The sequence below is a fragment of the Hymenobacter lutimineralis genome (assembly GCF_008271285.1).
Lineage (GTDB): Bacteria > Bacteroidota > Bacteroidia > Cytophagales > Hymenobacteraceae > Hymenobacter > Hymenobacter lutimineralis.
The window spans coordinates 1-26,026 of sequence record NZ_VTHL01000018.1 but is presented as its reverse complement, the minus strand read 5'-3'; the positions used below and the strand labels follow the sequence as shown (position 1 = coordinate 26,026).

Annotated in this window: 25 protein-coding genes; 24 read left to right on the top strand and 1 reads right to left on the bottom strand. The window is 64.3% G+C overall.

Annotated elements, in window-relative coordinates:
- Nucleotides 1-37 precede the first annotated feature (37 nt).
- The 24 genes from FY528_RS15550 to FY528_RS15435 all read left to right on the top strand — a co-directional run bounded on the left by FY528_RS15550 (nt 38) and on the right by FY528_RS15435 (nt 24,950).
- Nucleotides 38-760: a DUF305 domain-containing protein gene (locus tag FY528_RS15550; RefSeq protein WP_149071954.1), complete on the top strand. Its 723-nt coding sequence runs from the start codon at nt 38-40 to the stop codon at nt 758-760.
- Between the two features lie 86 nt (nt 761-846).
- A complete protein-coding gene (locus FY528_RS15545) occupies nt 847-1,404 on the top strand; it encodes a heavy metal-binding domain-containing protein (RefSeq protein ID WP_149071953.1) in 558 nt (185 codons plus the stop codon).
- 106 nt (nt 1,405-1,510) lie between these two features.
- Nucleotides 1,511-2,755: a TolC family protein gene (locus FY528_RS15540; RefSeq protein ID WP_149071952.1), complete on the top strand. Its 1,245-nt coding sequence runs from the start codon at nt 1,511-1,513 to the stop codon at nt 2,753-2,755.
- 1 nt (nt 2,756) lies between these two features.
- Entirely contained in the window at nt 2,757-3,386 is a 630-nt protein-coding gene (locus FY528_RS15535) for a hypothetical protein (RefSeq protein ID WP_149071951.1), read from the top strand.
- 12 nt (nt 3,387-3,398) lie between these two features.
- The gene (locus tag FY528_RS15530) at nt 3,399-4,544 is read left to right on the top strand and encodes an efflux RND transporter periplasmic adaptor subunit (protein WP_149071950.1); all 1,146 of its coding nucleotides are present in this window, start codon (nt 3,399-3,401) and stop codon (nt 4,542-4,544) included.
- A gap of 19 nt (nt 4,545-4,563) precedes the next feature.
- Nucleotides 4,564-5,067, top strand: coding sequence for a YybH family protein (locus FY528_RS15525; protein ID WP_149071949.1), 504 nt, complete (start codon nt 4,564-4,566; stop codon nt 5,065-5,067).
- Nucleotides 5,068-5,086: 19 nt separating this feature from the next.
- Nucleotides 5,087-5,824, top strand: coding sequence for a hypothetical protein (locus tag FY528_RS15520; protein ID WP_149071948.1), 738 nt, complete (start codon nt 5,087-5,089; stop codon nt 5,822-5,824).
- Nucleotides 5,825-5,827: 3 nt separating this feature from the next.
- Nucleotides 5,828-9,049: an efflux RND transporter permease subunit gene (locus tag FY528_RS15515; RefSeq protein ID WP_149071947.1), complete on the top strand. Its 3,222-nt coding sequence runs from the start codon at nt 5,828-5,830 to the stop codon at nt 9,047-9,049.
- 13 nt (nt 9,050-9,062) lie between these two features.
- Nucleotides 9,063-9,647, top strand: a complete 585-nt coding sequence (locus tag FY528_RS15510) for a helix-turn-helix transcriptional regulator (RefSeq protein WP_149071946.1) — start codon at nt 9,063-9,065, stop codon at nt 9,645-9,647.
- Between the two features lie 83 nt (nt 9,648-9,730).
- Nucleotides 9,731-10,126 (top strand): HYC_CC_PP family protein, encoded by a 396-nt coding sequence (locus FY528_RS15505; RefSeq protein WP_129919162.1) that lies wholly within the window; start codon nt 9,731-9,733, stop codon nt 10,124-10,126.
- Nucleotides 10,127-10,292: 166 nt separating this feature from the next.
- Nucleotides 10,293-11,639: an efflux RND transporter permease subunit gene (locus tag FY528_RS15500; protein ID WP_149071945.1), complete on the top strand. Its 1,347-nt coding sequence runs from the start codon at nt 10,293-10,295 to the stop codon at nt 11,637-11,639.
- Nucleotide 11,640: 1 nt separating this feature from the next.
- Nucleotides 11,641-13,533, top strand: a complete 1,893-nt coding sequence (locus FY528_RS15495) for an efflux RND transporter permease subunit (RefSeq protein WP_149071944.1) — start codon at nt 11,641-11,643, stop codon at nt 13,531-13,533.
- Between the two features lie 16 nt (nt 13,534-13,549).
- Nucleotides 13,550-14,896, top strand: a complete 1,347-nt coding sequence (locus FY528_RS15490; protein ID WP_222931826.1) for a TolC family protein — start codon at nt 13,550-13,552, stop codon at nt 14,894-14,896.
- Nucleotides 14,874-16,304, top strand: a complete 1,431-nt coding sequence (locus tag FY528_RS15485; protein ID WP_149071942.1) for a heavy metal-binding domain-containing protein — start codon at nt 14,874-14,876, stop codon at nt 16,302-16,304. The genes FY528_RS15490 and FY528_RS15485 overlap by 23 nt, the downstream gene beginning before the upstream one ends.
- Nucleotides 16,297-17,799 carry an efflux RND transporter periplasmic adaptor subunit gene (locus tag FY528_RS15480; RefSeq protein WP_149071941.1) on the top strand — a complete coding sequence of 501 codons (1,503 nt, stop codon included), beginning with the start codon at nt 16,297-16,299 and terminating at the stop codon, nt 17,797-17,799. Before FY528_RS15485 ends, FY528_RS15480 begins: the two co-directional genes overlap by 8 nt.
- Before the next feature lie 117 nt (nt 17,800-17,916).
- Nucleotides 17,917-18,354 (top strand): metal-sensing transcriptional repressor, encoded by a 438-nt coding sequence (locus FY528_RS15475; protein WP_129919168.1) that lies wholly within the window; start codon nt 17,917-17,919, stop codon nt 18,352-18,354.
- Between the two features lie 21 nt (nt 18,355-18,375).
- Complete coding sequence (locus FY528_RS15470) at nt 18,376-18,648, top strand: glutaredoxin (RefSeq protein WP_129919169.1); 273 nt, start codon at nt 18,376-18,378, stop codon at nt 18,646-18,648.
- A gap of 85 nt (nt 18,649-18,733) precedes the next feature.
- Complete coding sequence (locus FY528_RS15465; RefSeq protein ID WP_149071940.1) at nt 18,734-18,931, top strand: hypothetical protein; 198 nt, start codon at nt 18,734-18,736, stop codon at nt 18,929-18,931.
- A gap of 189 nt (nt 18,932-19,120) precedes the next feature.
- Nucleotides 19,121-19,462, top strand: coding sequence for a four-helix bundle copper-binding protein (locus FY528_RS15460; protein ID WP_149071939.1), 342 nt, complete (start codon nt 19,121-19,123; stop codon nt 19,460-19,462).
- Nucleotides 19,463-19,620: 158 nt separating this feature from the next.
- Nucleotides 19,621-20,244, top strand: a complete 624-nt coding sequence (locus tag FY528_RS15455; RefSeq protein ID WP_187632144.1) for a hypothetical protein — start codon at nt 19,621-19,623, stop codon at nt 20,242-20,244.
- 128 nt (nt 20,245-20,372) lie between these two features.
- Nucleotides 20,373-20,582, top strand: a complete 210-nt coding sequence (locus FY528_RS15450) for a heavy-metal-associated domain-containing protein (RefSeq protein ID WP_129919174.1) — start codon at nt 20,373-20,375, stop codon at nt 20,580-20,582.
- A gap of 328 nt (nt 20,583-20,910) precedes the next feature.
- Entirely contained in the window at nt 20,911-22,041 is a 1,131-nt protein-coding gene (locus FY528_RS15445) for a DUF2231 domain-containing protein (protein WP_149071938.1), read from the top strand.
- A gap of 7 nt (nt 22,042-22,048) precedes the next feature.
- Nucleotides 22,049-24,529: a multicopper oxidase domain-containing protein gene (locus tag FY528_RS15440; protein WP_149071937.1), complete on the top strand. Its 2,481-nt coding sequence runs from the start codon at nt 22,049-22,051 to the stop codon at nt 24,527-24,529.
- Between the two features lie 178 nt (nt 24,530-24,707).
- Entirely contained in the window at nt 24,708-24,950 is a 243-nt protein-coding gene (locus FY528_RS15435; protein ID WP_149071936.1) for a hypothetical protein, read from the top strand.
- Between the two features lie 14 nt (nt 24,951-24,964).
- Here the strand turns inward: FY528_RS15435 and FY528_RS15430 are convergent, their stop codons facing one another.
- Complete coding sequence (locus FY528_RS15430) at nt 24,965-25,891, bottom strand: toxin-antitoxin system YwqK family antitoxin (protein WP_149071935.1); 927 nt, start codon at nt 25,889-25,891, stop codon at nt 24,965-24,967.
- Between the last annotated feature and the right edge of the window lie 135 nt (nt 25,892-26,026).

Genomic DNA, 26,026 nt, shown 5'->3' with positions numbered 1-26,026 from the left:
GCCGTTCCTTTTTCCAACCCTCAACCAATTCAATCCTATGAAAAAGTCCGCTTTTTTCCTCGCCGCCCTTTGCTCGGGCTCCCTGCTGGTGGCCTCGTGCAACAACGACAAAACCGCTGAGACTACGACGACCACCACCGAAACCAGGGCGCCCGACGCTAACGCTTCGAGTGACATGGCCGGCATGGACCAGTCCAACATGGCCGATGGGGCCATGGCTGGCAACTCGCCGCTGGTGGCTTCCATAAACGAGATGATGGCCAAGATGGACGCCATGAAGATGAAGGGCAACACCGACCACGACTTTGCCCACATGATGATGGAGCACCACAAGGGGGCCATTGCCATGGCCGACATCGAACTGCGCGACGGCAAGGACGCCACCATGCGCCTGATGGCCGAGAAAATCAAAACCGACCAGCAGAAGGAAATCGGGGAGTTGGAGCCCATTGCCGAGCGTCTCGATGCGGCCCCGACCAACTACAAACCGATGGACCCGAACGACCCCTTCACGGCCCAGATGAAGACGTCGATGGCCACCATGATGAAGGGCATGCCCAAGCCAGTGGCCAACCCGGACATGAACTTCAATATGCTGATGACCGTGCACCACCAGAGCGCCATGGACATGGCCAAGGCCGAGCTGACCCACGGCAAAGACACCAAGCTCAAGGAGATGGCGCAGAAAATGGTCGATACCCAGCAGAAAGAAATTTCCGCCTTCAAAACCTGGCACGCCCAGAACGCCGACAAGATGTAATCCGGGCCGCCGGCAGCGCCCCCCGGGGTCGTTGCCGGCCCCCTCCTTTTCCCTCCCCTTCACAGTACCCTCAACCCCCTTTTCCCATGAAGCTTTTTGGATTTCCCCTGGCTGTAGCGGCCGTTTTCGCCCTCGCCCCCCTGGCCTCGCAGGCCCAGCACGCCCACGCCGATGGCAAGCCGGATGCCCACATGGCCCCCGGCGAAACCCACGCCCACGTGGCCCCGCACGGCGGCGTCGTGCGCTCGGCCAGCCCCTACCACATGGAACTGGTGCAGCACGCTGGTGAATTGCACATCTACCTGCTGGCCGCGAAGATGGCGCCGGTGCCCAACAAGTCCCTCTCGGGCACGGTGATGGTGCAAACCGCCGACAATAAAACCACGACGGTCACCCTGGTAGCCGGGGGCGACGACCACCTGGTGGCCAAGCTGCCCGCCGGGGCGAAAGTGCGCACGGCCATCGTCAGCCTGAAGGCCGACGGCAAAGCCATCAACACCCGCTTCGACAAGCTCGACGCGGCCGCCCCGGGCAGCAAGGCCGTGGGCGCCGCCTACGAGTGCCCCATGAAGTGCGAAGGCTCGGCCAGCACCAAGCCGGGCAGCTGCCCGAAGTGCGGCATGGCCCTCGTGAAAAAGGCGTAGGCAGAGCCTGTTTTTCGGACGCCGTGCGTCCGGACCCTCTTCTGCGTCCCGGGCCGCTTGCTGCTGCAACGGCGGGCGGCCCCTTGACGAGCTCTAACCTGATACCATGAAGTACCCAACCATGAAACGTGCGGCGCACGGGCTGCTGGTGCTGGCGCTGCTGCTCGGGCTACTCCCGGAAGCGGCGCGGGCCCAAACCGCCATTAGCCTCGACAGCGCCGAAGCCCTGACGCTGCGCCGCCACCCGCGGCTGCGGCAGTCGGACCGCGAAATCGAGGAGCAGCGCGCCCTGAAGCGGGGCTCCTTCGCGCCCGCCAACCCGGACTTTCTGTTCTCGGCGCCCACGGGCGAGATGTGGGCCCCGGGCGTGGTGCAAACCATCGACCTGCCCAACGTGTACCGGCGCCAGCGCCAGGTGGCCGAGGCGGGCATCACCCTGGCCGAGCGCAACCGCGAGGTGAGCCGGGCCGGCGTGCTGCGCGACACCCGCCTGGCGTACCTCAGCCTGCAGTTTGCCGAGGCGCAGGTGCGGCAGCTTACCTACCAGGACAGCCTGTTTCAGGCCCTGCGCGTGGCCACCGAGCGCCTGTTCGCGGCCGGTGAAGTCACCTCCCTGCAGCGCATCAGCACCGACGCCGAAGCCCGGCAGGTGAGCGTGCAGCTGCAGCAGGCCACCGCCGACCAGCGCGCCGCCCAGCGCCGCCTGGGCTTGCTGCTGGGGCAGCCCACGGCCGCCCTGACCACCAGCACCGACCTGCGCCGCAGCGGGCCCGAGCTGGTGCAGACCGGCGGAGCGCTGCTGAACAGCCTCCCACCCGAAGACAGCACGGCCCTGGTGCGCAGCCCCACGCTGGCCGCCGCCACCCAAAACGTGGCCCTGAGCCAGTCGGGCATCAGCTTGGTGCGGGCCCGGCGCACGCCGGCCCTGACGGTGGGCTACCAGAATCAGGCCTTTGAAAATTCCGCCCTCAAGTACCGCTTCCAGTTCGGCGTGTCGGTACCCATCTGGTTTTGGACCTACCGCTCGCAGCTGCAGGCGGCCACGGCCCGCTCGCAGGCGGCCGGCTACCAACTGCAAACCCAGCGCCTGGAGCTCAGCACCCTCTACCAGCAGGCGCTGGCCGACACGCGCAAGTTCTCGGCGTCGCTGGGCTACTACGAGCAGACCGGCGTGCCGCAGTCGCGGGCCATCATCAGCCAGTCGCAGCGCCTGTTCCGGGCCGGCGAAATCAGCTACCTCGTGCTGATTCAGAGCCTCAACCAGGCCTTTACCATTCAGAATACCTACCTGACCACCATCCGCGACTACCGTCAGGCCCTCATCGAACTTAACTACCTGCGGGGTGAATAACATGAAACAACTCCTCATTTTGTTGCTGGGCCTGCTCGTGCTCAGCAGCGCGGCCTACGCCCACGGGGGCGAAGACCACGGCGACGGAGCCAAGGCCTCGACGCCGGCCGGCGCGACCTCCTTCTCGGTGGCGGCCCTCTCGGAACAGTTCGAGGTGCTGCTGCGCTACGAGCCGCTGGAAGGGGGCAAACCCGCTGATTTGCGCCTGTTTCTCTCGGATTACGCCACCAACGCCCCCATCAAGGGCGCCAAGCTCACGCTCACCAACCCCGAGGATGCGAAGCTGAAGTGGGCCGTGACGGAAAAAGAGCCCGGCGTGTACCTGGTGGAAGGCCAGTTTCCGGCCAACAAAACCTACAGCTTCGCGGCCAACATCGTGGCCGGCGACAAGGCCGATTTGCTCTTGCTCGAAGGCATCAAAGTAGGGGAGAAGCTACCCGTCGCCGCCGCGGCGCCGGCCGTAGCGACCTCGCTCTTTTCTTCCTGGAAAACCATTCTGGCCCTGGTGGGCGCCTTCGTGCTCGGCATCGGCCTGACGGCCCTGCTCATGCGCCGCCGGCGCCCGGAGCCCTCCGTGCTGAAGACGTCGGAGCCGGCGCTGACCGCCAGCCGGCGCACCCCCATTGTTTAACGCTCAACGGATATGAAAACCAAGCATAAAATCCTGGCGGCCACGGCCGCGGCCGCCGTGGTCTTGACTGTGCTGCTGCCGCCCCCGGGCCGGGTGCAGGCCCACGGCGGCGAAGACCACGGCGCCGCAGCGAAAGCCAGCACCGGCGTGGCCCTGACCGACGAGGTGCTGCTGCCCAAAGAAAGCCAGTTCCTGTTTCAGGTGCAGACCACCCTGGCCGCCTTCTCCACGACCTATAGCCGCGCCACCCTTTACGGAACGGTGTCCGCCGCCGCCGGCGGCGAAGGCCGGGTGGTGGTGCCACAGGGAGGCCGCATCGTCAGTTTATCGGCTACCGTGGGGCAACCCGTGCGGGCCGGGCAGACCCTGGCCGTCATTGAGCAAACCCTGGATGCCACCCAGCAAATCGGGCTCAGCACCGAGCGGGCCAACGCCCAGGCCGAGTTGCGCGCGGCTCAGCAGGACTACGCCCGCCTGCAGAGCATCGCCGACATCGCCGCCCGCAAGGACGTGGTGGCCGCCGAACTGCGCCTGCGCCAGGCCCGGCAGAACGCGGCCATCTACAACGGGCAGGCCCAGCAGCGGCGCGTACCCATCACCTCGCCGGTGAGCGGCACGGTGGACGTGTTTAATCTGGCCGTGGGTCAACAAGTCAACCAGGGCGACGAGCTGCTGCGGGTCATCAACCCCGGCAAGCTGCGCGTGGAAGCCCAGGTGTTTGCCCAGGATTTGGCCAAAGTCACCCCCGGAGCCGTGTTCCGGGTGGAAGGCCTGCAGGGCCAGCCCGGCGTGCCGGCTCGCCTGGTGGTGTTCAGCAACGTGGTCAACCCCGTCAACCAGGCCCGCCAGCTGGTGCTGGAGCTGGATGCCCAAGAGGGCAGCGCCTACCGCGCCGGCCAGGCCGTGAACGTGCAGGTCGTGGGCCAGACCGGGGGCGGCAAGCCGCAGCTGACCGTGCCGACCTCGGCCATTACCGACCTGAATGGCAAGCCGGTGGTGTTCGTGCACACCGAGCCGGAGCGCTTCAAGATTCGCTACGTGCAGCCCGGCGCCGCCAGCGGCGAGCAAACTGTGCTGCTGCAGGGCCAGGTCAACGAAAACGACCGGGTGGTCACGACCGGCACCTACCAGCTCAAGTCCATTTACCTCAATCAATAATTCCTTTTCCCTACCTGCTATGCGCCGTTTTCTCCTTGCCCTGCTCGCCGGGGCCGCTTGGTCGGCTCCGGCCCGTGCCCAAACCACCGCGCCCGCTGCCGCAACCACGCCGGCCGTTTCGGCCGACGAAGCCGCCGTGCGGGCCGTGCTGAAGCAGTACCAGCAGGCCGTGCAACAGCTCGACACCACCGGGACCACCCGCTTGTTCGTGGCCAACTCCGTGGTGCTGGAATCGGGCAGTCGGGAAGGAACCTATGCCCACTATCGGGACCACCACCTGGGCCCCGAGCTCAAGGAATTCAGCTCGTTTACTTACAGCGACTACAAGGCCGACGTGACGGTAGACGGTCCTTATGCCTTCGCCACGGAAAGCTACACCTACACCATAGGGCTGAAGAAAGGCCCCAAGGATACCGCGGTGCCGGCCCCCATCAAGCGGCGCGGGGTGGCCACGAGTGTGCTGCGCAAGAACGCGGCCGGCCAGTGGCAATTCGTGAGCAACCACAACTCGGCGCGCAAGTAGCCCCTCTACCCACCCGCACATGCCCGCCACTTCTCATCGACACCTTCCGGGGGTACTCCCCGGGTTCCAGCGAACCAGCCTGGGATTCCTGCTGCTGGCTCTGACGCTGCCCCTGGCTGCCCAGCACCAGCGGGCCGGCGGGCTGGCGCGTCTGCGGCAGCCGGGTAGTAGCCGGGCTGCCGTGGCGCTGGACACGCTCACGGCCCGGCCCACGCTCTACGCGGTCGGCGTGGCCGAAGGGGGAGGCGAGATTATGGTAGTGGCCGGGCAGGCGCACACCACCCGGCTCCGGCCCGATGGGGCCACCGAAACCACAGCCGGCTTTCAAGGCCGCGCCGCCTGGCTGCTGCAAAGCCGGGTAAGGCAGTGGCGGGACGCGGGGTCGGTTCCTGCCACGATTACGTCTCCGGCGCAGCTGGCCGAATTTATCCACGCCGCGGCTATCCGGGCAGGCCTGCCGTCGCGGCCATCTCAACCCTTTCGGCTCCTGGGCGAGCCGCTGGCAGTCTGGTGGCACGTGGCGGCTTATCCCACCGCCGGCCCGGCGGACGCTGCCGCGCCCGAACTAGGGGTCCATGGCCGCTTTGCGCCCGGGCCCCTCGACCTGCTGGGCTTCATGCTGCTACCAGCCCAACGCCGCGCGGCGAAGCGGCTGCACCTGCACGGGCGCCCCGCCGCTCAGCCCTTTGTGGCGCACGTGGACAGCCTGCGGCCCGGCCCGGGGCTGCGCCTTCTCTTACCTGCACTTCCTCACTAACTCATGCTTGACAAGATAATTCGCTTTGCGCTGCAGAACCGCCTGCTCATGCTGGCCTTTGCCGTGGGCCTCATCATTGCCGGCTCCTACACGGCCCGCCAGCTGCCGGTCGACGTGCTGCCCGACCTGGACCGCCCCCGGGTAACCGTGTTCCTGGAAGCCCCGGGCATGGCTCCGGAAGAAGTGGAGGCCCTGGTGACCTTGCCCGTGGAAACGGCCCTGAACGGGGCCACCGGCGTGTCGGCCGTGCGCTCCAACTCGGCCATTGGCCTGGGCATGGTGTTCGTCGAGTTTGACTACGGCACCGACATCTTCACGGCCCGTCAGATTGTGAGCGAGAAGCTGCAAACCACCGGCGAGCAGCTGCCCCAGGGCATCACGCCCGTGCTGGGGCCCATCTCCTCGGTCATGGGCCAGATAATGCTGGTGGGGCTGTCGGGCGGGCAGCAAACCAACGCGGCCGACCTGCGCACGCTGGCCAACTACACCGTGCGCCAGCGCTTGCTCTCCATCCCCGGCGTGGCCCAGGTCATTCCCATCGGGGGGGACAATTTGCAGTACCAGGTGCTGCTGGACATGCCCCGGCTCAACGCGACGGGCCTGACCGTAAACCAAGTAGAGGAGGCGCTGCGCAAGTCGAACCTGAACACCACCGGCAACTTCTTTGACCGCAACGGCTCCGAGGTGCTCATTCGCAACCTGGGCCGGCTGCGCTCGGTGCAGGATATTGAAAACATCATCGTGGGCTACCGCGCGCAGTCGCCCATCCGGGTAGCGGACGTGGCCAAGGTGGAGTTTGGGGCCCGCTTCAAGCGCGGCGACGGCAGCGTGAACGGCCAGCCGGCCGTGATTCTGAGCATTGAGAAGCAGCCGGGCGCCGCGACGGTGGGCCTGACCGAAGCCGTGGAAAAGGCCCTGGTGGAGCTGAAACCCTCCCTCCCCAAGGATGTCAAGGTCAACACGCGCCTGTTCAAGCAGTCGGAATTTATCGACTCGTCCATCACCAACGTGGAAGAAGCCCTGCGCGACGGCGCCATCCTGGTCGTCATCGTGCTGTTTGCCTTTCTGCTGAACGTGCGCACCACGTTTATCTCCCTGGTGGCCATTCCGTTGTCCTTGCTGGTCACGGCGCTGGTGTTTCGCTTCGCGGGCATCAGCATCAACACCATGACCCTGGGCGGCCTGGCCATTGCCATCGGGGAGTTGGTGGACGACGCCATCGTGGACGTGGAAAACGTGTACCGGCGCCTGCGCGAAAACCGGCAGCGCCCCAATCCGCAGCCGGTGCTGAAGGTCATCTACGCCGCTTCGTCGGAAGTGCGCAACTCCATCGTGTACGCCACCATCATCGTGGTGCTCGTGTTTCTGCCGCTGTTTGCGCTGGAGGGCATGGAGGGCCGCATTTTCGCGCCGCTGGGCATTGCCTACATCACCAGCATCGTGGCCTCGCTCTTTGTATCACTGACGGTCACGCCGGTGCTCTGCTACTACCTGCTGCCGAAGATGAAGCAGATGGACCACCCCGAAACCGACGGGGGCCTGGTGCGCTGGCTCAAGAAAAAGGACACCCGCCTGCTGAATTGGGGGCTGACGCACCCCAAGCTGGTGCTGACCACCACCGCCTTGCTTTTTGTGATGGCCGCGGCCATGGTGCCCTTCTTTGGCACCGAGTTTCTGCCGCCCTTCAACGAAGGCTCGCTCACGGTCAACTTCTCGGCCCCGGCTGGCACCTCGCTGGCCGAGTCCAACAAGCTCGGCACGCTGGGCGAGCAGCAGATGCTCAAGATTCCGGAAGTAGCCTACACTGCCCGCCGCACGGGCCGGGCCGAGCTGGACGAGCACGCTGAGTCGGTCAACAACTCGGAAATCGAAGTGGCCTTCAAAACCGAAGCGGAGCTGGAGAAGGAGGGCAAGAAGATGCGCAGCCGCGACGAGATTCTGGCTGACATGCGCCAGAAGTTGAGCCTGATAACGGGCGTAAATGTGAACATCGGCCAGCCCATTTCCCACCGCCTCGACCACCTGCTCTCGGGGGTGCGGGCGCAGGTGGCCATCAAGGTGTTCGGCAACGATTTGCTGGAGTTGCGCCGCTACGCCAGCGAAGTCCGCGCGGTGGCCGGCTCCGTAGCGGGCGTGGTGGACCTGCAGGTGGAAAAGCAGGTGCAGATTCCCCAGCTGCTCATCCGGCCCCGCGACGAGGCCCTGCGCGCCTACGGCATGGAGCGGGGCGAGGTGGTGCGCGACCTGGAAACCCTGTTTCAGGGCGCGGTGGTTTCGCAGATGCTCGACGGGCAGAAGCGCTTCGACCTGGTGGTGAAGCTGCCCGAGGCCCAGCGCAACGACATCGCCGCCATCGGCCAGACGCGCATCGAAACGCCTTCCGGGGCCATGATACCCGTGAGCGAGGTGGCGGAAATCGTCTACGAGCCCGGCCCCAACACCGTCAACCACGAAAACACCCAGCGCCGCATCACCATTTCGCTGAACGTAGCCGAGCGCGACCTGGGCTCCACGGTCAAAGAGATTCAAGCCAAGGTGAACCAGCAAGTCAAACTGCCGCCGGGCTACTACCTGACCTACGGCGGACAGTTCGAAAGCCAGCAGTCGGCCTCGCAGAAGATTCTCTGGCTGAGTCTCTTTTCGCTGGCCGGCATCTTCCTGGTGCTGTTCTCGCACTTCAAGTCCAGCTACATGGTGGGGCAAATCATGCTCAACATCCCGCTGGCGCTGATTGGCTCGGTGGTGGCGGTGCTGCTTACCGGCGGCACGTTCAGCATTGCCTCGCTGGTGGGCTTCATCACCCTGACCGGCATTGCCTCGCGCAACGGCATCATGATGATTTCGCACTACATCCACCTGGTGGAGCACGAAGGGGAGCAGTTCGGCAAACAGATGATTATCCGCGGCTCGCTGGAGCGCCTGGTGCCCGTGCTCATGACGGCCCTGGTCGCCGCCCTGGCGCTGGTGCCGCTCACGCTGGCCAAGGATGCGCCGGGCAAAGAAATCCTCTACCCCGTGGCCACCGTGATTCTGGGTGGGCTGCTCAGCTCCACCTTCCTCGACATCATCGTCACACCCGTGGTCTTCTGGCTGGTCGGGGAGAAGGCCCTGGCCCAATACTTCGCTTCCCACCAGGAAGTGGGCCTCGACGACCACCCGCAGGAGTTGGACGCCCAGCCGCTCACGCCGCCAGCGGACCAGAACGACTTATCACCGGCGCTGTAATTCCCCTAAGCCCATGCCCTCCACAGTTCTTTACATCCGGCACATGGTCTGCTCGAAGTGCATCCTGGTGATGCGCGAGCTCCTCGTGGAGCTGGGCCTGGTCCCCCTGCGCGTAGAGCTGGGGGAAGTAGAGCTGTTGGGGGCCGCTGACGCTATCGACTGGCCGGGCCTGCAGCAGTGCTTGGAGGCAGAAGGCTTTGCCCTGCTCGACCAGCTTTCCCCACAGCAGCGCGTGGTGGCGCAAATCAAAGAAGTGATTGCCGGACTGCTGCGCAACGAGCCGGCGGCGCTGCGCAGCGGGCACTTCTCGCGGCTGCTGAGCGGGCGTTTGCAGCGGCGCTTTGCTTACCTGAGCGACGTGTTTTCGGCCACCGAAGGCTTGAGCCTGGAGCAGTACGTGGTGCGCCAGCGGGTGGAAGCGGCCCGGTGCCTGCTGCGCGACGGCACCTTGCCCGTGGGCCGCATTGCCAATACACTGGGCTACAGCAACCTGGGCCACCTGTCCCGGCAGTTCCAGCGGGCCATGGGGGTTTCGCCCAGCGAGTACCGACGCCAGTGCACGGCCAGCGCCCAACTCCTCGAAAAGCGACTTCCCTGACTTCACCGGCCGGCGGCCTGACCGCACAACTCCTGGCCAGCCCGGCGCGTACTTCCCAAGCCTCTGTCTTCCGCTCGTTACCCGTGAAACGCGTTATCAGCCTGTTTCTGCTCGTTAGCTACCTGTTGTCCAGCCCCGGGCTGGTCTACAGCATGCACTTCTGTGGGCAGGCTTTGACGGCGGTAACGGTTACGCCCGATGCAGACAAGCACTGCTGCTGCCAGGATACCGGCAAGCCCGCGTGCGGCTGCTGCCACGACCAAAAAGTCGTCAGCGCTGCCAAGGACGTGAAACTAACGGCGACGCACTTCCTGCTGCAGGCACCCGACGTGGCCCCGGCGCCGACCATATTGCAGCTGGTGTGGCAGTTGGCCCTGCTGGCGTATCCTGCCAATGAGCCGGCGAGCAAACTCGTCGCGCACGCGGCCCCGCCGCCCGAGTGCCCCGCCTACGTGCGTGGGCATGCCTTTTTGATTTAGCGTTTGGGTTGATTATCGCTTCCCCCGGCCAGTTGGCTGCGGGGCTTTTCGGCTTGCCCGTTGCGGAGCAACGGGCCCCGTATCCAGGCTATCCGGCCCGCCGACGTCCCCACCCGGGGTTTCCGGCGCGGCAAGGCTCACCTATTCTTTTGCGGCTAATCAGACCATGATTGAGCGACTCATTTCCCTTTCCCTGCGGAACCGGTACCTCGTGCTGCTGCTCGCGGCCGGCCTGTTTGCCTGGGGCGCGTACGCGGTGCGCGCAAGCAAAATCGACGCCATCCCCGACCTGTCCGAAAACCAGGTCATCGTCTTCACCGAGTGGATGGGCCGCAGTCCTCAAATTCTGGAGGACCAGGTGACCTACCCGCTGGTGACCAACCTGCAGGGCCTGCCCAAGGTCAAGTCCGTGCGCGGCACGTCTATGTTCGGCATGAGCTTCGTGTTTATAATCTTCGAGGACGAGGCCGACATCTACTGGGCCCGCGAGCGGGTGCTAGAACGTCTCAACTACGCCCAGCGCCTGCTGCCGGCCGGCGTCACGCCCACCCTCGGGCCCGACGGCACCGGCGTGGGCCACGTGCTCTGGTACACGCTCAAGGCGCCCGGCCTGGACTTGGGCGAGCAGCGTGCCCTGCAGGACTGGTACGTGAAGTTCGGCCTGCAAAACGTGCCGGGCGTGAGCGAGGTGGCCAGCTTCGGCGGCTTTCAAAAGCAGTACCAGGTGACGGTGGACCCCACCCGCCTGACCTACTACGGCATCACCCTGCCCCAGGTGCTCTCGGCCGTGCGCAGCAACAACAACGAGGCCGGCGGGCGCAAGTTTGAGCAGTCGGGCTTGGGCTACATCATCAAAACGACGGGATACATCCAGGATATGGCCACGCTGGAAAACGTGCCGGTCATCACCCAAGGCACGACCCCGGTGCGCATCCGCGATGTGGCCACCGTGCAGATGACGGGCGAGAGCCGCCTGGGCATCATGGACCTGAACGGCGAAGGCGAAGCCGTGGGCGGCATCGTGGTGATGCGCTACGGCGAAAACGCCGACGCCATGATTGCGCGGGTGAAAGCCAAAATGGAGCAAATCCGCGCCGGTCTGCCCCCGGGCGTCTCGTTTCGGCTGGTCTACGACCGCAGCGGACTGATTCAGGACTCGGTGGATTCCATCAAGCACACGCTCATCGAGGAAATGGTGGTCGTGTCGCTGGTCGTACTCTTGTTTCTCTTCCACTGGCGCAGCGCCCTGAGCATCCTGATTCAGATTCCGATTACGATTGCCACGAGCTTCATTCTGCTCAACGCCTTCGACATCTCTTCCAACATCATGTCGCTCACCGGCATTGCCCTGGCCATCGGCGTCATCGTCGACAACGGCATCGTGATGACCGAAAACGCCTACCGCAACCTGGCCGAGTACCAGGCCCAGGAGAATACGGGCGGCCCGCCGGACCCCGGCCCGGCCACTTCGCCACCGTCAGCCAACGCCTCTTCGCCTTCAACCCCCGCCTAACATGGACAATACCAAACGCCTCGAAATTATCGAGTCTTCCAGCAAGCAGGTGTCGCGGGGAATCTTCTTCTCGACCATCATCATCGTCACCTCCTTTTTCCCGGTGTTTCTGCTCACCGGGCAGGAGGGCAAGCTCTTCCACCCCTTGGCCTGGACCAAGAGCTTCATCCTCATCATCGACGCCATCCTGGCTGTGACGCTGGCCCCGGTGCTCATCTCCTTTTTCCTAAAAGGCAAATTCAAAACCGAGGAGCAGAACCCTTTGAACCGCTTCCTGGAACGCATCTATTCCCCGATGCTGCACTGGGTGATGCGCTGGCGCAAAACCACCCTGGCCATCAACATTGGCCTGCTGCTCGTCAGCATCCCGCTGGTCATGAGCCTCGGCACCGAGTTCATGCCGCCGCTCAACGAGGGCTCCATCCTGTTTATGCCCGTGGCCCAGCCCGACGTGTCGAACACGGAAATGAAGCGCATCCTGCAAGTGCAGGACAAGATTATCAAGCAGGTACCCGAGGTGCTGAGCGTGCTCGGCAAAGCGGGAAGAGCCAGCTCGGCCACCGACAACTCGCCCATCAACATGATTGAAACCATCATCCTGCTCAAGCCTCGCGACCAGTGGCGCGACGGCCTGACCAAGGCCAAGCTGATTGAGGAGATGAACGGCAAGCTGCAGATTCCAGGCGTCGTGAACGGCTGGACCCAGCCCATCATCAACCGCATCAACATGCTCAGCACCGGCATCCGCACCGACGTGGGCGTGAAGGTGTACGGCCAGAACCTGAATACCATTAACGACGTGGCGGGTCAGGTCAACGCTGCCCTGAAAGGGGTGCCCGGCGTGGAAGACCTGTACGTGGAGCCCGTGACGGGCGGCAAGTACCTGGAAATAGCCATGAACCGCCCCGAGCTGGCCCGCTACGGCCTGACCGTGGACCAGGTCAACGAGGTGGTGGAATCCGCCATCGGCGGGGCGCCCATTGCCAGCACCGTGGAGGGGCGCCGCCGCTTTGCCATCAACGTGCGCCTGGCCCAGGACTACCGCAACAGCCTGGACGACCTCAAGCGCATCCCCATCCAGAGCGCCAGCTACGGGCCGGTGCCGCTCTCGGCCGTGACCACCATCCGCTACACCGAAGGGCCGCCGATGATAAACTCGGAAAACGCCCAGCTGCGGGGCGCGGTGCTCTTCAACGTGCGGGGACGCGACCTGGGCAGCACCGTGAACGACGCCATGCAAAAGCTGCAGCGTCTGGAAAGCACCTTGCCGCAGGGCTACTACCTGGAGTGGAGCGGGCAGTACGAGAACCTGATTAGCTCCCAGCGCACGCTCAAGCTGATTCTGCCGCTGGTGCTGGTGGTGATTTTCGGGGCCCTGTACTTCGCCTTTCGCTCCGTGCGGGAGGCGTTTATGAGCCTTATCACCATTCCCTTCGCCCTGATTGGCGGGGCCTACATGGTGTATTTCTACGGCGTCAACCTGTCGGTGGCCGTGGCCGTGGGCTTCATTGCCCTGTTCGGGCTGGCCGTGGAAACGGGCGTCATCATGGTCATCTACCTCAACGACGCCATGCAGAAGCTGGTGGCCGAGAAGGGCAACTCGGCCGAAACTATCACCCGCGAGGATTTGCAGGAGGCTGTGTTTCACGGCGCGGCCAAGCGCCTGCGGCCCAAGCTGATGACCGTGTCGGTATCGCTCTTCGGCTTGGTGCCGGTGCTCTGGGCCACCGGCACGGGCTCGGACGTGATGCTGCCCATCGTGCTGCCCATGATTGGTGGGGTGTTCACCTCGGCTACCCACATTCTGCTCGTCACGCCGCTCATTTTCCTGTATACCAAGGAGTACGAGCTGCGCAAATTCGGAAAAATCGATGTTCTCGCTGTCACGCACTAGCCCCCGTGTCGGGCAGGTGACCCGACCCTCTCGTCCCATGAAGAACTGGTTTAAATTCTCCCTGCTGGCCTTCTTGCTGGTAACCGTCGGCCAGCCACTGGCCAGTGGCCAAACCATGGGCAAGGACATGCATCCGGCGAGCCTGCGCGGCCCGGTGCTGCCCCTGGATTCGGTGCTGCAGCGGGTGGAGCGCCGCAACCCCGCCGTGCAGCAGTACGCTTACCAGGCCCAGGCCAAGGAAGCGGCCGTGGCCGGCTACAACAGTTGGGAAGCCCCCAAAGTCAGCGCCGGGCTGTGGATGACGCCCTACAACCAACGCAAGGCCCGCGAGCTGAGCGGTATGAATGGCGGGGCCGGCAGCAACCAGCTGCAGGGTCAGGCCATCGTATCGGTGGAGCAGATGATTCCCAACCCGGCCAAACAGCGCGCCCGGCGTGAGTACCTGAGCAGCCAGTCGGCCTCGGTGCTCGCCGACCGGCAGTACCGAGTAGTGCAGCTGCGCGCGCAGGCCAAGACGCTGTACGTGGAGCAGGCCGTGCTCACCCAAAAGCTGGCCGTGCTGGACGAGAACGAGGAATTGCTGCGCTTTCTCATCAAGCTGGCCGAAGCGCGCTACCCCTACAACCAGGCCACGCTGCCCAGCATCTACGACGCCAAAGCCCGGCTGGAAATGCACCTCAACGACCACCGGCAGGCGTCGGCCCTGGCCGCGCAAAACCTGATTGCCCTGAATACGCTCATGAACCGGCCGCGCGGCGAAGCCTTTGCCGTGGACACGGCTGTACTGACCACCCAAACGCTTGCCCCTACGCCGGTCGATACGGCCGCGCTGGCCAGCCGCCGCAGCGACGTGCGCAGCCTGGACCGGGCCCTGACCACCGTGCGCCTGAGCCAGAACCTGGAAGCCAGCCGCCGCCTGCCCGACTTCGGGGTGCAGTTCGACCACATGCCTTTCCTGGGCACGGGGGCCAATCAATTCACGCTGATGGGCTCCGTGAGCTTGCCGCTGGTGCCCTGGGCAGCGCGGGAGTACAAGGCCAACACCGCCGCCCTGGGTTTAGAGGCCCAGGCCCTGCGCAAGCAGCGCGAAGACGTGCTCAACGAAGCCGCCGGCAGGCTGGCCAGCCTGCAAACCGACCTGGCACTACGCCGCGACCAGACCCGCGCCTTTGAGCGGCGCATCCTGCCCGCCCTGCGCAAAAGCTACCAGGCCACCATGCTGGCCTACGAGCAGAATACCGGCCAGCTGTTTCAGGTGCTCGAAGCCTGGACGACCCTGAAAAGAACCCGGCTGGAATACCTGGACAACCTGCAACAACAACTCACTCAGCAAATCGCATATGAAAAAGAGCTGGAACAATAGCCCTAGGCGGGCCCGGCTCGTGCTGCTGGCCCTGCCGCTGGCGCTGCTGCTGGGCGGCTGCCAGTCGGATAAAAAGCCCCCGGGAGCGGTCGGCACTGCGGAGGCACCGGCCGCCGACGCGCACCACCACGAAGGTGCCGGGGATGTGTATACCTGCCCCATGCACCCGCAAATCATTCGGGATAAGCCCGGCCAGTGCCCCATCTGCGGCATGGACCTGGTGAAAAAGCCCAAGGCCAGCGGTGCTCTGGCCCCGGCCAGTGGCACCCTGCAGAACCTGCTCAATTCGCCCGATGCCACGGTGGTTTCCACCCAGGCCACGGTGTACCCGTCGGCCAGCGCCCCGGACCTTACGCTGACCCTAACCGGCCGGGTGGAGTACGACACGCGCCGCACGGAGGTCATTGCCGCCCGTTTCGGCGGGCGGGTGGAAAAGCTGCTCGTGCGCTACAACTACCAGCCCGTCAGCAAGGGCCAGAAGCTGCTCGAAGTGTACAGCCCCCAGCTGGTAACGGCTCAGCAGGAGCTGATTTTCATCCTCACCAACGACGCCGAGAACCAGACCCTGCTGCGGGGTGCCCGCCAGAAGCTGCGCCTGCTGGGGTTGACCGACGCGCAAATCAACCAAACCATCGCCACCCGCAAGCCCAGCTACAGCGTAGCCATCTACAGCCCCTACTCGGGCTACGTAGTCGAGCAGCCGGCCCAGCCCGGTGGGGCCCTGCCACCTCCGCCGGCCCCGGAAGCGGGCGGCATGAACAGTGGTGGGGCAGACCCCATGGCGGGTGGTGCTCCTTCCCTGGGCAGTGCCCCGGTCGCTGCCTCCCTACCGGCCGAAGCCGGTCTGACGCTTACCGAAGGCGCCTACATCACGGCTGGCCAGACCTTGTTTCGGGTGGTCAACACCCGGCAGGTGTGGGGCGTGTTCGAGCCCCGGCCCGACGAGCTGGCCGCGCTGCAGGTGGGCCAACCCATCCGGGTACTGCCCGAAAACAACCCGGCGCGGGCCCGCACGGCACGCATTGACCTGATAGAGCCCTTCTTCCGCGAAGGGGCCCGCACCGGCGCTGTGCGGGTTCACCTCAGCAACGCCGACGAACGCCTGCGCAGTGGCGCCCTGCTTACGGGCACGGTCAGCGTGCCAGCCGTCGGCGGGCTGTGGCTGCCCCGGGCGGCGGTGGTGGACCTCGGGGGCAACCGCCAGGTGGCCTTTGTGCGCCGCGGCGGGGCCTTCCAGGCCGTGCCGGTGCAGACCGGCCGCCGCAGCGCCGAGCGGGTGCAAATCCTGCAGGGCCTTACCACCCAGGATGCGGTGGCCACCAACGCCCAATTCCTAGTGGACAGCGAAGGCTTCGTGCAAACTGCCCCCACGACCAACCAGCCCCAGACCGACTACCGCGATGAATAGCTTCCTTAGACTGCCCCTGCGCTTTGTCGTGCATCGTCTGCCGGCTTTTCTGTTGCTGGCGGGCCTGCTGGCCTTCGTGGTTAGCGCATGCCAGCAAGCTGCCCCCGAGCAGCAGAGTGAGGCTCACGACGGCACCCCCACGTACTTTACCTGCCCCATGCACCCGCAAATCGTGCGGGATAAGCCCGGTAAGTGCCCCATCTGCTCCATGGACCTGGTGAAAGCCACCAAGCAGGCGGCGGCTAAACCCACTGTGGCCATCGCGCCGGCGCTCACGCACTACACCTGTCCGATGCATCCCCAAATCAGCCGGAAAGAGCCCGGCAAATGCCCCATTTGCGGCATGGACTTAGTGAAAGCGTCCAAAGCGGCTCCAGCGGCAAAGGCCACTTCCGGCACGACAACCTCGGCGCCGGAAGTGATGCTGAGCGCCCAACAGCGGCAGCTGGCAGGCATTCGCGTGGCCACTTTCGGCCCCTCGGGCAGCGCCGCCGGCAGCACCGTGCTCACAGGCATCATCACCGCCAACGCCAACCAAACCCGCACGGTCAGCAGCCGGGTGGCCGGGCGCGTCGAGCGGCTGTTCGTGCGCCAGACGGGAGAGGCCATTCGGGCGGGGGCCCCGCTGGTTTCCATCTACAGCGAGCAGCTGCAGGCCCTGCAACAGGAATACCTCTTGGCCCTGGCCCAGCAACGGGCAGTGGGGAAGAGTGTTAACCAGTACGGCCGCCTGGTGGCCAGCGCCCGCCAGAAGCTGCGGCTGCTGGGCTTGACCGAGGGGCAGCTGCACACCCTGGCCGCCACGGGCCGGCCAACTTCTTCCCTGACCTTTTACAGCCCGCAGGCGGGCCTGGTGCAAGCCGTGGGCGTCACGGAAGGGCAGTACGTGGGCGAGGGCTCCTTGCTCGTGTCGCTTACCAATCTTTCCTCGGTGTGGGTGGAAGCCCAGCTCTACCCCGACGAAGTAGCCGGCATCGAGATGGGCCAGTCCGTGCAGGTGCAGGTATCTGGCCGGCCGGATACCTACTCGGGTCGGGTGGTCTTTCTAAGCCCCGAGCTGCAGGCCAACAGCAAGGTCACTTTGCTGCGCGTACAGGTGGCCAACCCCGGCGGGCGGCTGCAGCCGGGCATGCAGGCCAACGTGCGCCTGACCAGTTGGAGTACCATGGCCCAATCCCGTACCCTGCCCCAGGACGCCGTGCTGCGCGACAGCCGCGGCAGCTACGTCTGGCAGCAGATAGATGCTGGGGGCCATTTTCGGCGCCTTAACGTCACCACGGGGGCTGAAACGGATGAGGCGGTGGCCATCACTGGGGGTCTGGACGCAGGTGCGCTGGTGGTGGTCAACGGAGCTTACCTGCTGGAAAGTGAATATGCTTTGTACCAGGGTACCGACCCCATGGCGGGCATGGACTCCAACATGCCGGGCATGGACATGAAAAAGCCGGCCCCGGCGGAAAAGGCGCCGGCGATGGACCCCAACATGAAAATGTAATCCACGGCCTGGGGTACTTGCCCGCGCACTGCCGGAACTGGAACCACAGGAAAGAAAGACCGGTAGCGCTTGACGAGCACCCCCACCGCGGCCGTAGTTGCTGAAAAGACTAGCTCCATGCTTCCTAAAGACCTCACCCGCGACCTAAAAAGCCGCTTGAACATGCTGGCCGGTCAGTTGCACGGCATCGTTAGGATGCTGGACGCCGAAACCACTGAGCCCGAAAAAATTTTGGTGCAGTTCAAGGCCGTCACCAATGGGCTGAGCAGCGCGGAGCACCTGCTGCTGGACGAAGTTTTTCGCAAAGGGCTGGCCTTGCAAATCGTGGACGTGGTGGATGCCTGCCCCGGCGACTGCCAGGACGCGGGGCGCATTGAGCAACTGCGCCGCGAGTTTCCGAACCTGAGCGAGGGCGAGTTGACGCAAAAGATGCGGGAGCTACGCGAGATTGGCGGGCGCCTGGAGCAGCACAACGCCACAGTAGCGGTGAAAGATGTACCTCAAAAGCTTGACTGTCACCTGGGGGTGGGCAGCACCTTTGACTCGTTCAATTGATAATCTCCTTCACTCACCCCTATGAAACGCATCATCGAAGTCTTTACCGCTGGCTGCCCGTTGTGCAGCCCCATCGTAGAACTGGTCAAAAGCACCGCCTGCAGCAGCTGCGACATCATCACCCACAACCTGACCGAGACCGAAGCCGGCAATCCGGCCCTGCGCCGGGCCCGCCTGCTGGGCGTGCAGGCCCTGCCCGCTGTGGCCGTGAATGGCACTTTGCTGGCCTGCTGCCAAAGCGGCGGCATCACCACAGAAGCCCTCGAAGCCGCTGGCATCGGTCAGGCAGCTTAGCTCCTCAACCAGTGCAGGGTACGGCCTGCGTTTACTTATCCGCCCGGCTGCCGTAACCGGCCAGCTCATTCAAGCCATTTGTTGTATGAAACAGAAAGCATTGATGCTTACCTCTGCGGTCCTGCTGACCGGCGGGGCCTTGCTGGGCTTTACCAGCCCCGACAAAACGGCGGACTGCCCGCTGAAAGGCACGCCGGAATGCCCGCTGGTGAAGAATTGCCCGGCTAAGGGCACGGCGGCTTGCACGTTGGCGGGAGTGGCTGCCTGCTGCGCCAAAAAGTAGCCTTAACTCCATTAAAAAGCACGGAGAGAAGCAGCGCTGGTACGCAAGATTTTCTCCGTGCTTTTCAATTGAGGAAGGAATTTGCGCTACGAAGCAAATTATGCAAGCAATCTACCCCAATCGTGCACAACTACCAGCTGCACGGCAAGTACATACTGGAAATCGTTCTTTACTAAACCCTCCCGTTCCATGCATAACCAAAACCAACCCCTGCTCGACGCCCTCAATGCCTGCATCGCCTCGTGCGAGCACTGCGCTACCGCCTGCCTGCAGGAGCAGGATGTGCAAATGATGGCCCGCTGTATTAGCCTTGACCGCGACTGCGCCGACATCTGCGCCCTGACCGCCCGCCTGCTGGCCCGCGGCTCGGAGCACGCCCAGCACCTGCTGCGCGAATGCGCCGAAATCTGCAAGGCCTGCGGCGACGAGTGCGAAAAGCACGCCGCCCACATGGAGCACTGCCGCGAGTGCGCCGAAGCCTGCCGCCGTTGCGAAGCAGCTTGCCGCCAAGGCGTGAGCGTAGCTGCTTAAAGCGCCCCAAAATGTTGTCAAAGCCAGCTTGTTCCAACAGGCTGGCTTTTTGCTTTACCGACTTTCAATTATGTAAGCCCCTGGCGTAATCGTGTACGACAACCCACATGCCCGCCACTAGTTTTGGGTCAACGCTACCGCCCCCGATGCCTACTTCCATGACCCTGACTCCTCCGTTGCGAAAGCTCCTGCTCACGGCCCACATCACGTTTTCCGTGGGGTGGCTGGGGGCCGTCGCCGTCTTTCTGGCGCTGGCGGTTACGGGCCTTACCAGCCACGAGACCCCGCTGGTGCGCGCCGCGTATCTGGCCATGGGCCTGAGCGGCTGGTATGCCATTGTACCATCCAGCTTCGCGGCCTTGCTCACGGGCGTGGTGCAGGCGCTGGGCACGCCGTGGGGCTTGTTCAAGCACTACTGGGTGCTGGTCAAGCTGCTGCTGACGGTGGCCGCCACGCTGTTGCTGTTAGTACACATGCAGCCCATCAGCTACTTGGCAGCCGTAGCCGCGAAAGCCGACCTTACCGCGACGGAGCTGCGGGGCATGCGCATCCAACTGGTAGCCGACGCGGCCGCGGCGCTGGGGGTGCTGCTCGCGGCCACGGCCATCTCCGTGTACAAACCCTGGGCACGCATCGGCACCTGGCTGCAACAGCGGCGGGAACCTGCGGCGGCCGTACCCGTGCCTGCTTCCTGGGGCCGGTACGTGCTGTGGGGCCTGCTTGGGCTGGTGCTGGTGTTCCTCATCGTGCACCTGCTGGGCGGGGGACTGGGGCACCACTAAGCCGGATGGGCGTGCAAATCATGTAAGCGTCCGGCACAATTCTGTACCCTTGGCGCGGCACGCGGGCCTAGTTTTGCGCGTTCTACACCTGAACCCGACCAGCTCGGCAGACTCTAACTTCTCTTCCCATGAAAACCCTTCAGTTCAAGACCAATATCAACTGCGGCGGCTGCATTAAAGCCGTAACGCCGACCCTGAACCAGCAAGCCGGCGCCGGCAACTGGCAAGTGGACACGGCCAACCCCGACAAGATACTGACTGTCAACTCCGACAAGCTCACCGCCGAGCAGGTGGTGCAGGCCGTGGAGGAGGCCGGCTTTACGATTCAGGAAGCCTGAGCGCCTGCGCTGCCTTCTGGTAAAACGCCCGGCTCTGCCGGGCGTTTTTGCTTTTCATAGGTCTGCGGAGCCAGAAGCATGGAAATTATGTAGGCCGGGCGCTCAATTGCAGCAAACATTACCCGGGCCGGCCTGCGTAAGGGAATAGGCTGGCCTCCCCCTGCATATTGCTATTTCGAAAGTCAGGCAGCACTATTAGCCTTCCTTGGCTTGGTAGTGGCCAGGGAGCAGGGGCAGCACTTCACCCCGGAAACCGTTGTGGCGCCGGGGCCCTGCAGGGGCCCGGCGCTTTTGGCGGATTCCCGCTTTTGAAACTTTGCCTGCGCCTATGTTTTCAGATTTTCCCAACCTGCACCCCTTGGTGGTGCATTTGCCCATTGTCCTGCTGCTGCTCAGCGCTGGCCTGCAGGCGCTGAACGTATATAAGGATTGGCCCCCGGTGAAGTGGATTACCATAGGGGTAATGGCCGGGGGCTTTCTGGGCGCCCTGGCCGCCAGCACCGTGTTCCACGCCATGCCTACGGGCCTGGCCCCCCGGGCCGCCGCCGTTTTCGAGGCCCACGAAAAGTTCGCGGGCTACACGCTGTGGCTTTCCGGTATCACCTTGCTGCTGGCCGGTATCGGCACGTTTTTCAAGATTCAGCGGCGGGCCTACGAAATCCTGGTGCTGGTGTCGGCCGTGGCCACGGCCGGCGTGCTATCGGTAGCCGGGCACCGCGGGGCGCAGCTCGTCTACGTCGAGGGCGTAGGCCCCCAGGGCCGCCTGCTCGACAAAAGCCACGGCCACGGGGGCGAGGAAACCATGCCCGCCATGGATATGGGTGCCAACCGCCACGACGAGGCAGAAGGTGCCGACGACCACAACGGTAGCAATGCACCCGCTTCGCCCGGCTCGAACGCCGCCCCGGGTTCAACCGCCATGCCCGGCATGGACATGAGCGCGCCCGCGCCTGCCAAAAAGGGCAGCAGCACTGCACCCGGTGCGATGGACAACATGAACATGCCCGGCGGTAAGCCGGCTGGTCAGGCTCGGCCGTCCTCCCCTAAAAGCGCCATGCCAGGCATGCCCGGCATGAACATGCCCGCCGCAAAAAGCGCTCAGCCCATGCCCGCCGGCATGGAGATGAGCCGCCCGGCCAAGCAACAGCCCATGAATGCAATGCCCGGGATGGAGAACATGCCGGGGATGAGCCAGCCGAAAGCAGGCGCGAAAAAGCCGGCCACCACCCAACCCGGCATGGAAGGCATGGGTGCCATGGGGAATATGCCGGGCATGCAGGCTCCGAGCCCGAAGCAGCCCAAGCAAACCATGCCGCCGATGGACAATATGCGCAACATGCCCGGCATGGAAAAAGACCAGGCCATGCCCCAAATGAGCATGCCCACCAACCCCATGGACAAGTTCCGCTTCGAGGACAACAATCCCGCCCGCAGCAAACCCAAACCTGCTAAACAGTAATGTGCTGATGAGATTATTTGCTCTGCTATTCTTTGCACTTGGCTGGCTGCCTCTGGCCGCCCAGATGCCCCAGCACCAGGCCATGCCCAAAGGCAAAGCGGCCAATGGCCTGGCGACGCCGCCCCCGGACCAGGACTTGCGGGGTTACGTGGTGGCACCCCGCTCCGGCCACGCCGGCCACCGGGTTGAATACGACCTGTACGTGGACGAGCGCCGGGTGAATTACACCGGCAAAACCCGTCTGGCCATCGCCATCAACGGGCAGATTCCGGCGCCCACGCTGCGCTTCACCGAGGGCGACACGGCCATTATCCGGGTGCACAACCAGATGGACGTGGAAACCAGCATTCACTGGCACGGCATCCTGCTGCCCAACCAGTACGACGGCGTGCCTTACCTCAACACGGCCCCCATCGAGCCGGGCGGCACGCACACCTTCACGTTTCCGCTCATCCAGAGCGGCACCTACTGGTACCATTCCCACACCATGCTGCAGGAGCAGAACGGCTTGTATGGCTCCATCGTCATTCAACCCCGCGAAGTCAAGTACGAGCTCAAGGAGTACGTGCTGCTGCTCTCGGACTGGACCGACCACCCGCCTAAGGAAGTGCTACGCTACCTCAAGCGGGCCGGCGAGTGGTTTGCCGTGCAAAAAGGCGCCACCCAGAGCTACGGCGAGGCTATTGCGGCCGGCTACTTCAAAGATAAAGTCAAGCAGGAGTGGGGCCGCATGCCGGCCATGGACCTGACGGACATCTACTACAACAAGTTTCTCACCAACGGCCGCGAGAAAAGCTACTACCCCGACGCCAAGCCCGGGGAAGTCGTGCGCCTGCGCATCATCAACGGCAGCGCCTCCTCGTACTTCTACCTGCAGTACGCCGGCGGGCCCATGCAGGTCATCGCCGCCGATGGCATCAACGTCGAGCCTTTTCCCGTCACCAAGCTCGAAATTGCCACGGCCGAAACCTACGACCTGCTGGTGACCATCCCGCCCGCGGGCGCCGCCGAGTTGCGGGCCACGGCCAACGACATCACCGGCTACTCCTCCAGCTACTTCGGGGCCGGGGAGCCGCTGAAAGCGCCCGACTTGCCGCGCATCAACTACTTCCAGATGATGCGGGAAATGGGCAGCATGGGCAACATGACCGGCATGGACATGGGCGGCAACGGCCAGATGGCCCCCCAGGGCGCCGGCATGAAGGGCATGAACATGAAAGGGGGCGGTGGGGAGATGAAAGGCATGCGCATGCCCGGCGGGCAGCAGCCCACCTCGCCCGCAGAGCCCTCCATGCAAGGGATGGACATGAAAAACGGCACCATGCCCGCCGCCACGGCGCCCTCGCCGCCGGACCGGCCGATGAGCATGCAGGAAAAGAGCGGCAAGAGCATGGGCACCATGCAGGACCAAGGCGGCAGCATGGCCGGCATGGACATGAGCGGCGGCGGCAGTATGGCCGGCATGAGCATGGGTGGCTCGGGCGGCGATTTTGACTACAACCAGCTGCGGGCCCTGAACCCGACGACGCTGGATTCTACCCGGCAGTGGCGCGACATCAAGCTCACGCTCACCGGCAACATGCTGCGCTACCTCTGGTCGTTCGACAACAAGACTCTCTCGGAGGCCGACAACATCCCCATCCGCCGGGGCGAGAACGTGCGCATGACCTTCACCAACCTGACCATGATGCGCCACCCGCTGCACCTGCACGGGCACTTCTTCCGCCTGGTCAACGCCCAGGGCGCCTACTCGCCCATGAAGCACACCTTCGATATCCCGGCCATGGGCACCGTGACCATCGAGTTTGAGGCCAACGAGACGCAGGACTGGTTTTTCCACTGCCACATCCTCTACCACATGATGGCCGGCATGGCGCGCATCATCAGCTACGACGCCAGCCCCCAGAACGAGTATGCCCAAGGCAACTACCGCATGCTCAAGCGCGAAGACAACGCGGTGTACCCCTGGTTTGACCTCTCGGTGCATTCGCAAGCCGCTTACCTGGAAGGCAACCTCTCCAACAACCGCAACGCGCTCGAATTTGAGGGCCGCGTGAACTACCAGGGCAACTACGAAACCGAAACCCACCTGCTGCGCTACCTCGACAAGCGGCAATTGTGGGCCGGCTTCGTCGGGTACGACTTCCGGGACAATAAAACCCTGCGCTCGGAAGCAGATGCTGAAGGCGGCAACCGTCGTACGGCCGAGAACAACCGCAACTTCCGCCGGCAGGCCGAAGTCGGCGTGTACTACCTGCTGCCGATGCTGGTACGGGCCGAACTGCGCACGGACCTGACCGGCCAGGTGCGCCTGCGCCTGGAACGCCGCGACCTGCCCCTGAGCAACAACGTGTTCATGGACATCAGCGCCAATACGGACAAGGAGTTCACCCTCGGCTTCCGCTACATGGTCAGCAAATACGCCTCGCTGAGCACCAACTACGACAACCAGTACGGCTGGGGTGCCGGACTCACCTTCCACTACTAGCGCAGGCAAGCGCAGCGCCGAGGTGCTGGGCCTGCCCGTTGCCAAGGCTTACACCATCCCCAGCGTTCCTTGCATAGTTTCCTGGCAGGCAACCTTTTGCCGGTCAGAATGCGATTTCACCAGTAACGCGTGGCTGGTCCGCCACCCATGCATTTCCCCTTAAGCTTTATGTTACTGCATGCGCATTAAGCAATTCGAGCACCTGTGCCGCCGCCTGGCACAGCAAATGGCCGAGCCTTCGGCGGCCGAAACGGAAGCTGCCTGGCAGCAGCTGGTTCACCGCCTGGACCGGCTTCAACCGGGCACCGGCAGGGCCGATTTCCTTACCAGCCTGTGCGTGGACCGGCCCGGCCCGCACGGCCAACTGACGAAGCAGCCGGCGTCCGCGTCTGGCTTGCGGGAGGCGCAGCCGCGCCGGTAACGCCTGGCACGCGCTTACTGGCAGGTTTGCACCAGGGCCGTTACACTGAGCGTCGCCGTCGCGTCGGTGGTGTAGTTGTCGTTGTTCACGCACACGTAGAGGCGCCGCGTACCCGCCGGCAGGGCCAGGGGCCGGGTTTCCTGGGGCGTGTTCTCCGCCGCCCGGAAGCACATCTTGTCCCGGGTGATGGTGCCCTTGGTGGCCAAAAACTGCTGGGCTGCGCTTTCATCGGGGGTGATGTACCAGTGGCACTTGGTGCTCACCGTGGGCGGGGCGTTGTTGCCCTGCTTGGTGAGGGCCGTGGCCGCGGTGCTGAGCAGGGCGGGGGCAGCCGCCCCGCCGCTGCCCGCCACGGCCGCCACGGCCAGCGCCGTCGACCAGGAAATAGGGGGCTGGCCTTCGTCGCGCACGTCGAGTTTGTAGACGATGCCGACCGTGCCCACGGGCAAGTCCACGGTAAAGACCTTCCGGCTGGTGTGCATGCAGTTGCTGCAGTGAATGGTGGCGTTGCTGAGCGGCAGCGCGTCCTGCAGTTGGGACGCACACTTGATTTCGCGCCCGTCGTCGTGCCAGCTGCGAAAATCGGCTTGCTGCACGCCGTTAACGTAGGTGCCGCGAAAGCTCACCTGCCCGTTCTCGTGCCAGCCGCAGCACAGACCCGTGGGCTTGTCGGGATTTTCCGCGGCCATTTTGCCCTCCCACTGCTTTTTCCACGACGGGTAGAAGTAGTCGCGTACGGTCCCGATGGTTTTGCCGGCCGCGTCGTGCCGGGCAATGCGGGCGTAAGCTACTTCCTCCAGCGTTTCGGTCCGCTCCCAGTCGCGGTCAAAGTAAACCGTATCGACCGGGGGCAGGGTAGCCGCCGCCGGCTTGGGCCGCTGCGCCAGCGCGGGCAAGGAAGCCAGCATAAACAGGAAATACAGAGCGTAGCGTTGGGCCATAAATGCGGACTAACTAGGGAGTGTGGACAGTGGTCGTAGCTTAGCGGCATGCTACGCCGCCATGAATTAAGCGAACGGGAATGGAAATTGGTCGAACCGCACACTTTGGGTCGTCCGGGTACGGGTGGGGGCACC

Excerpts from the sequence above, each read along its gene's own strand:
- FY528_RS15470 (WP_129919169.1), top strand. The coding sequence starts at position 18,376 with ATGAAACGCATCATCGAAGTCTTTACCGCTGGCTGCCCGTTGTGCAGC.
- FY528_RS15545 (WP_149071953.1), top strand. The coding sequence starts at position 847 with ATGAAGCTTTTTGGATTTCCCCTGGCTGTAGCGGCCGTTTTCGCCCTC.
- FY528_RS15440 (WP_149071937.1), top strand. The coding sequence starts at position 22,049 with ATGAGATTATTTGCTCTGCTATTCTTTGCACTTGGCTGGCTGCCTCTG.
- FY528_RS15530 (WP_149071950.1), top strand. The coding sequence starts at position 3,399 with ATGAAAACCAAGCATAAAATCCTGGCGGCCACGGCCGCGGCCGCCGTG.
- FY528_RS15510 (WP_149071946.1), top strand. The coding sequence starts at position 9,063 with ATGCCCTCCACAGTTCTTTACATCCGGCACATGGTCTGCTCGAAGTGC.
- FY528_RS15535 (WP_149071951.1), top strand. The coding sequence starts at position 2,757 with ATGAAACAACTCCTCATTTTGTTGCTGGGCCTGCTCGTGCTCAGCAGC.
- FY528_RS15520 (WP_149071948.1), top strand. The coding sequence starts at position 5,087 with ATGCCCGCCACTTCTCATCGACACCTTCCGGGGGTACTCCCCGGGTTC.
- FY528_RS15465 (WP_149071940.1), top strand. The coding sequence starts at position 18,734 with ATGAAACAGAAAGCATTGATGCTTACCTCTGCGGTCCTGCTGACCGGC.
- FY528_RS15500 (WP_149071945.1), top strand. The coding sequence starts at position 10,293 with ATGATTGAGCGACTCATTTCCCTTTCCCTGCGGAACCGGTACCTCGTG.
- FY528_RS15550 (WP_149071954.1), top strand. The coding sequence starts at position 38 with ATGAAAAAGTCCGCTTTTTTCCTCGCCGCCCTTTGCTCGGGCTCCCTG.
- FY528_RS15485 (WP_149071942.1), top strand. The coding sequence starts at position 14,874 with ATGAAAAAGAGCTGGAACAATAGCCCTAGGCGGGCCCGGCTCGTGCTG.
- FY528_RS15540 (WP_149071952.1), top strand. The coding sequence starts at position 1,511 with ATGAAGTACCCAACCATGAAACGTGCGGCGCACGGGCTGCTGGTGCTG.
- FY528_RS15525 (WP_149071949.1), top strand. The coding sequence starts at position 4,564 with ATGCGCCGTTTTCTCCTTGCCCTGCTCGCCGGGGCCGCTTGGTCGGCT.
- FY528_RS15515 (WP_149071947.1), top strand. The coding sequence starts at position 5,828 with ATGCTTGACAAGATAATTCGCTTTGCGCTGCAGAACCGCCTGCTCATG.
- FY528_RS15435 (WP_149071936.1), top strand. The coding sequence starts at position 24,708 with ATGCGCATTAAGCAATTCGAGCACCTGTGCCGCCGCCTGGCACAGCAA.
- FY528_RS15450 (WP_129919174.1), top strand. The coding sequence starts at position 20,373 with ATGAAAACCCTTCAGTTCAAGACCAATATCAACTGCGGCGGCTGCATT.
- FY528_RS15475 (WP_129919168.1), top strand. The coding sequence starts at position 17,917 with ATGCTTCCTAAAGACCTCACCCGCGACCTAAAAAGCCGCTTGAACATG.
- FY528_RS15455 (WP_187632144.1), top strand. The coding sequence starts at position 19,621 with ATGACCCTGACTCCTCCGTTGCGAAAGCTCCTGCTCACGGCCCACATC.
- FY528_RS15480 (WP_149071941.1), top strand. The coding sequence starts at position 16,297 with ATGAATAGCTTCCTTAGACTGCCCCTGCGCTTTGTCGTGCATCGTCTG.
- FY528_RS15460 (WP_149071939.1), top strand. The coding sequence starts at position 19,121 with ATGCATAACCAAAACCAACCCCTGCTCGACGCCCTCAATGCCTGCATC.
- FY528_RS15495 (WP_149071944.1), top strand. The coding sequence starts at position 11,641 with ATGGACAATACCAAACGCCTCGAAATTATCGAGTCTTCCAGCAAGCAG.
- FY528_RS15430 (WP_149071935.1), bottom strand. The coding sequence starts at position 25,891 with ATGGCCCAACGCTACGCTCTGTATTTCCTGTTTATGCTGGCTTCCTTG.
- FY528_RS15445 (WP_149071938.1), top strand. The coding sequence starts at position 20,911 with ATGTTTTCAGATTTTCCCAACCTGCACCCCTTGGTGGTGCATTTGCCC.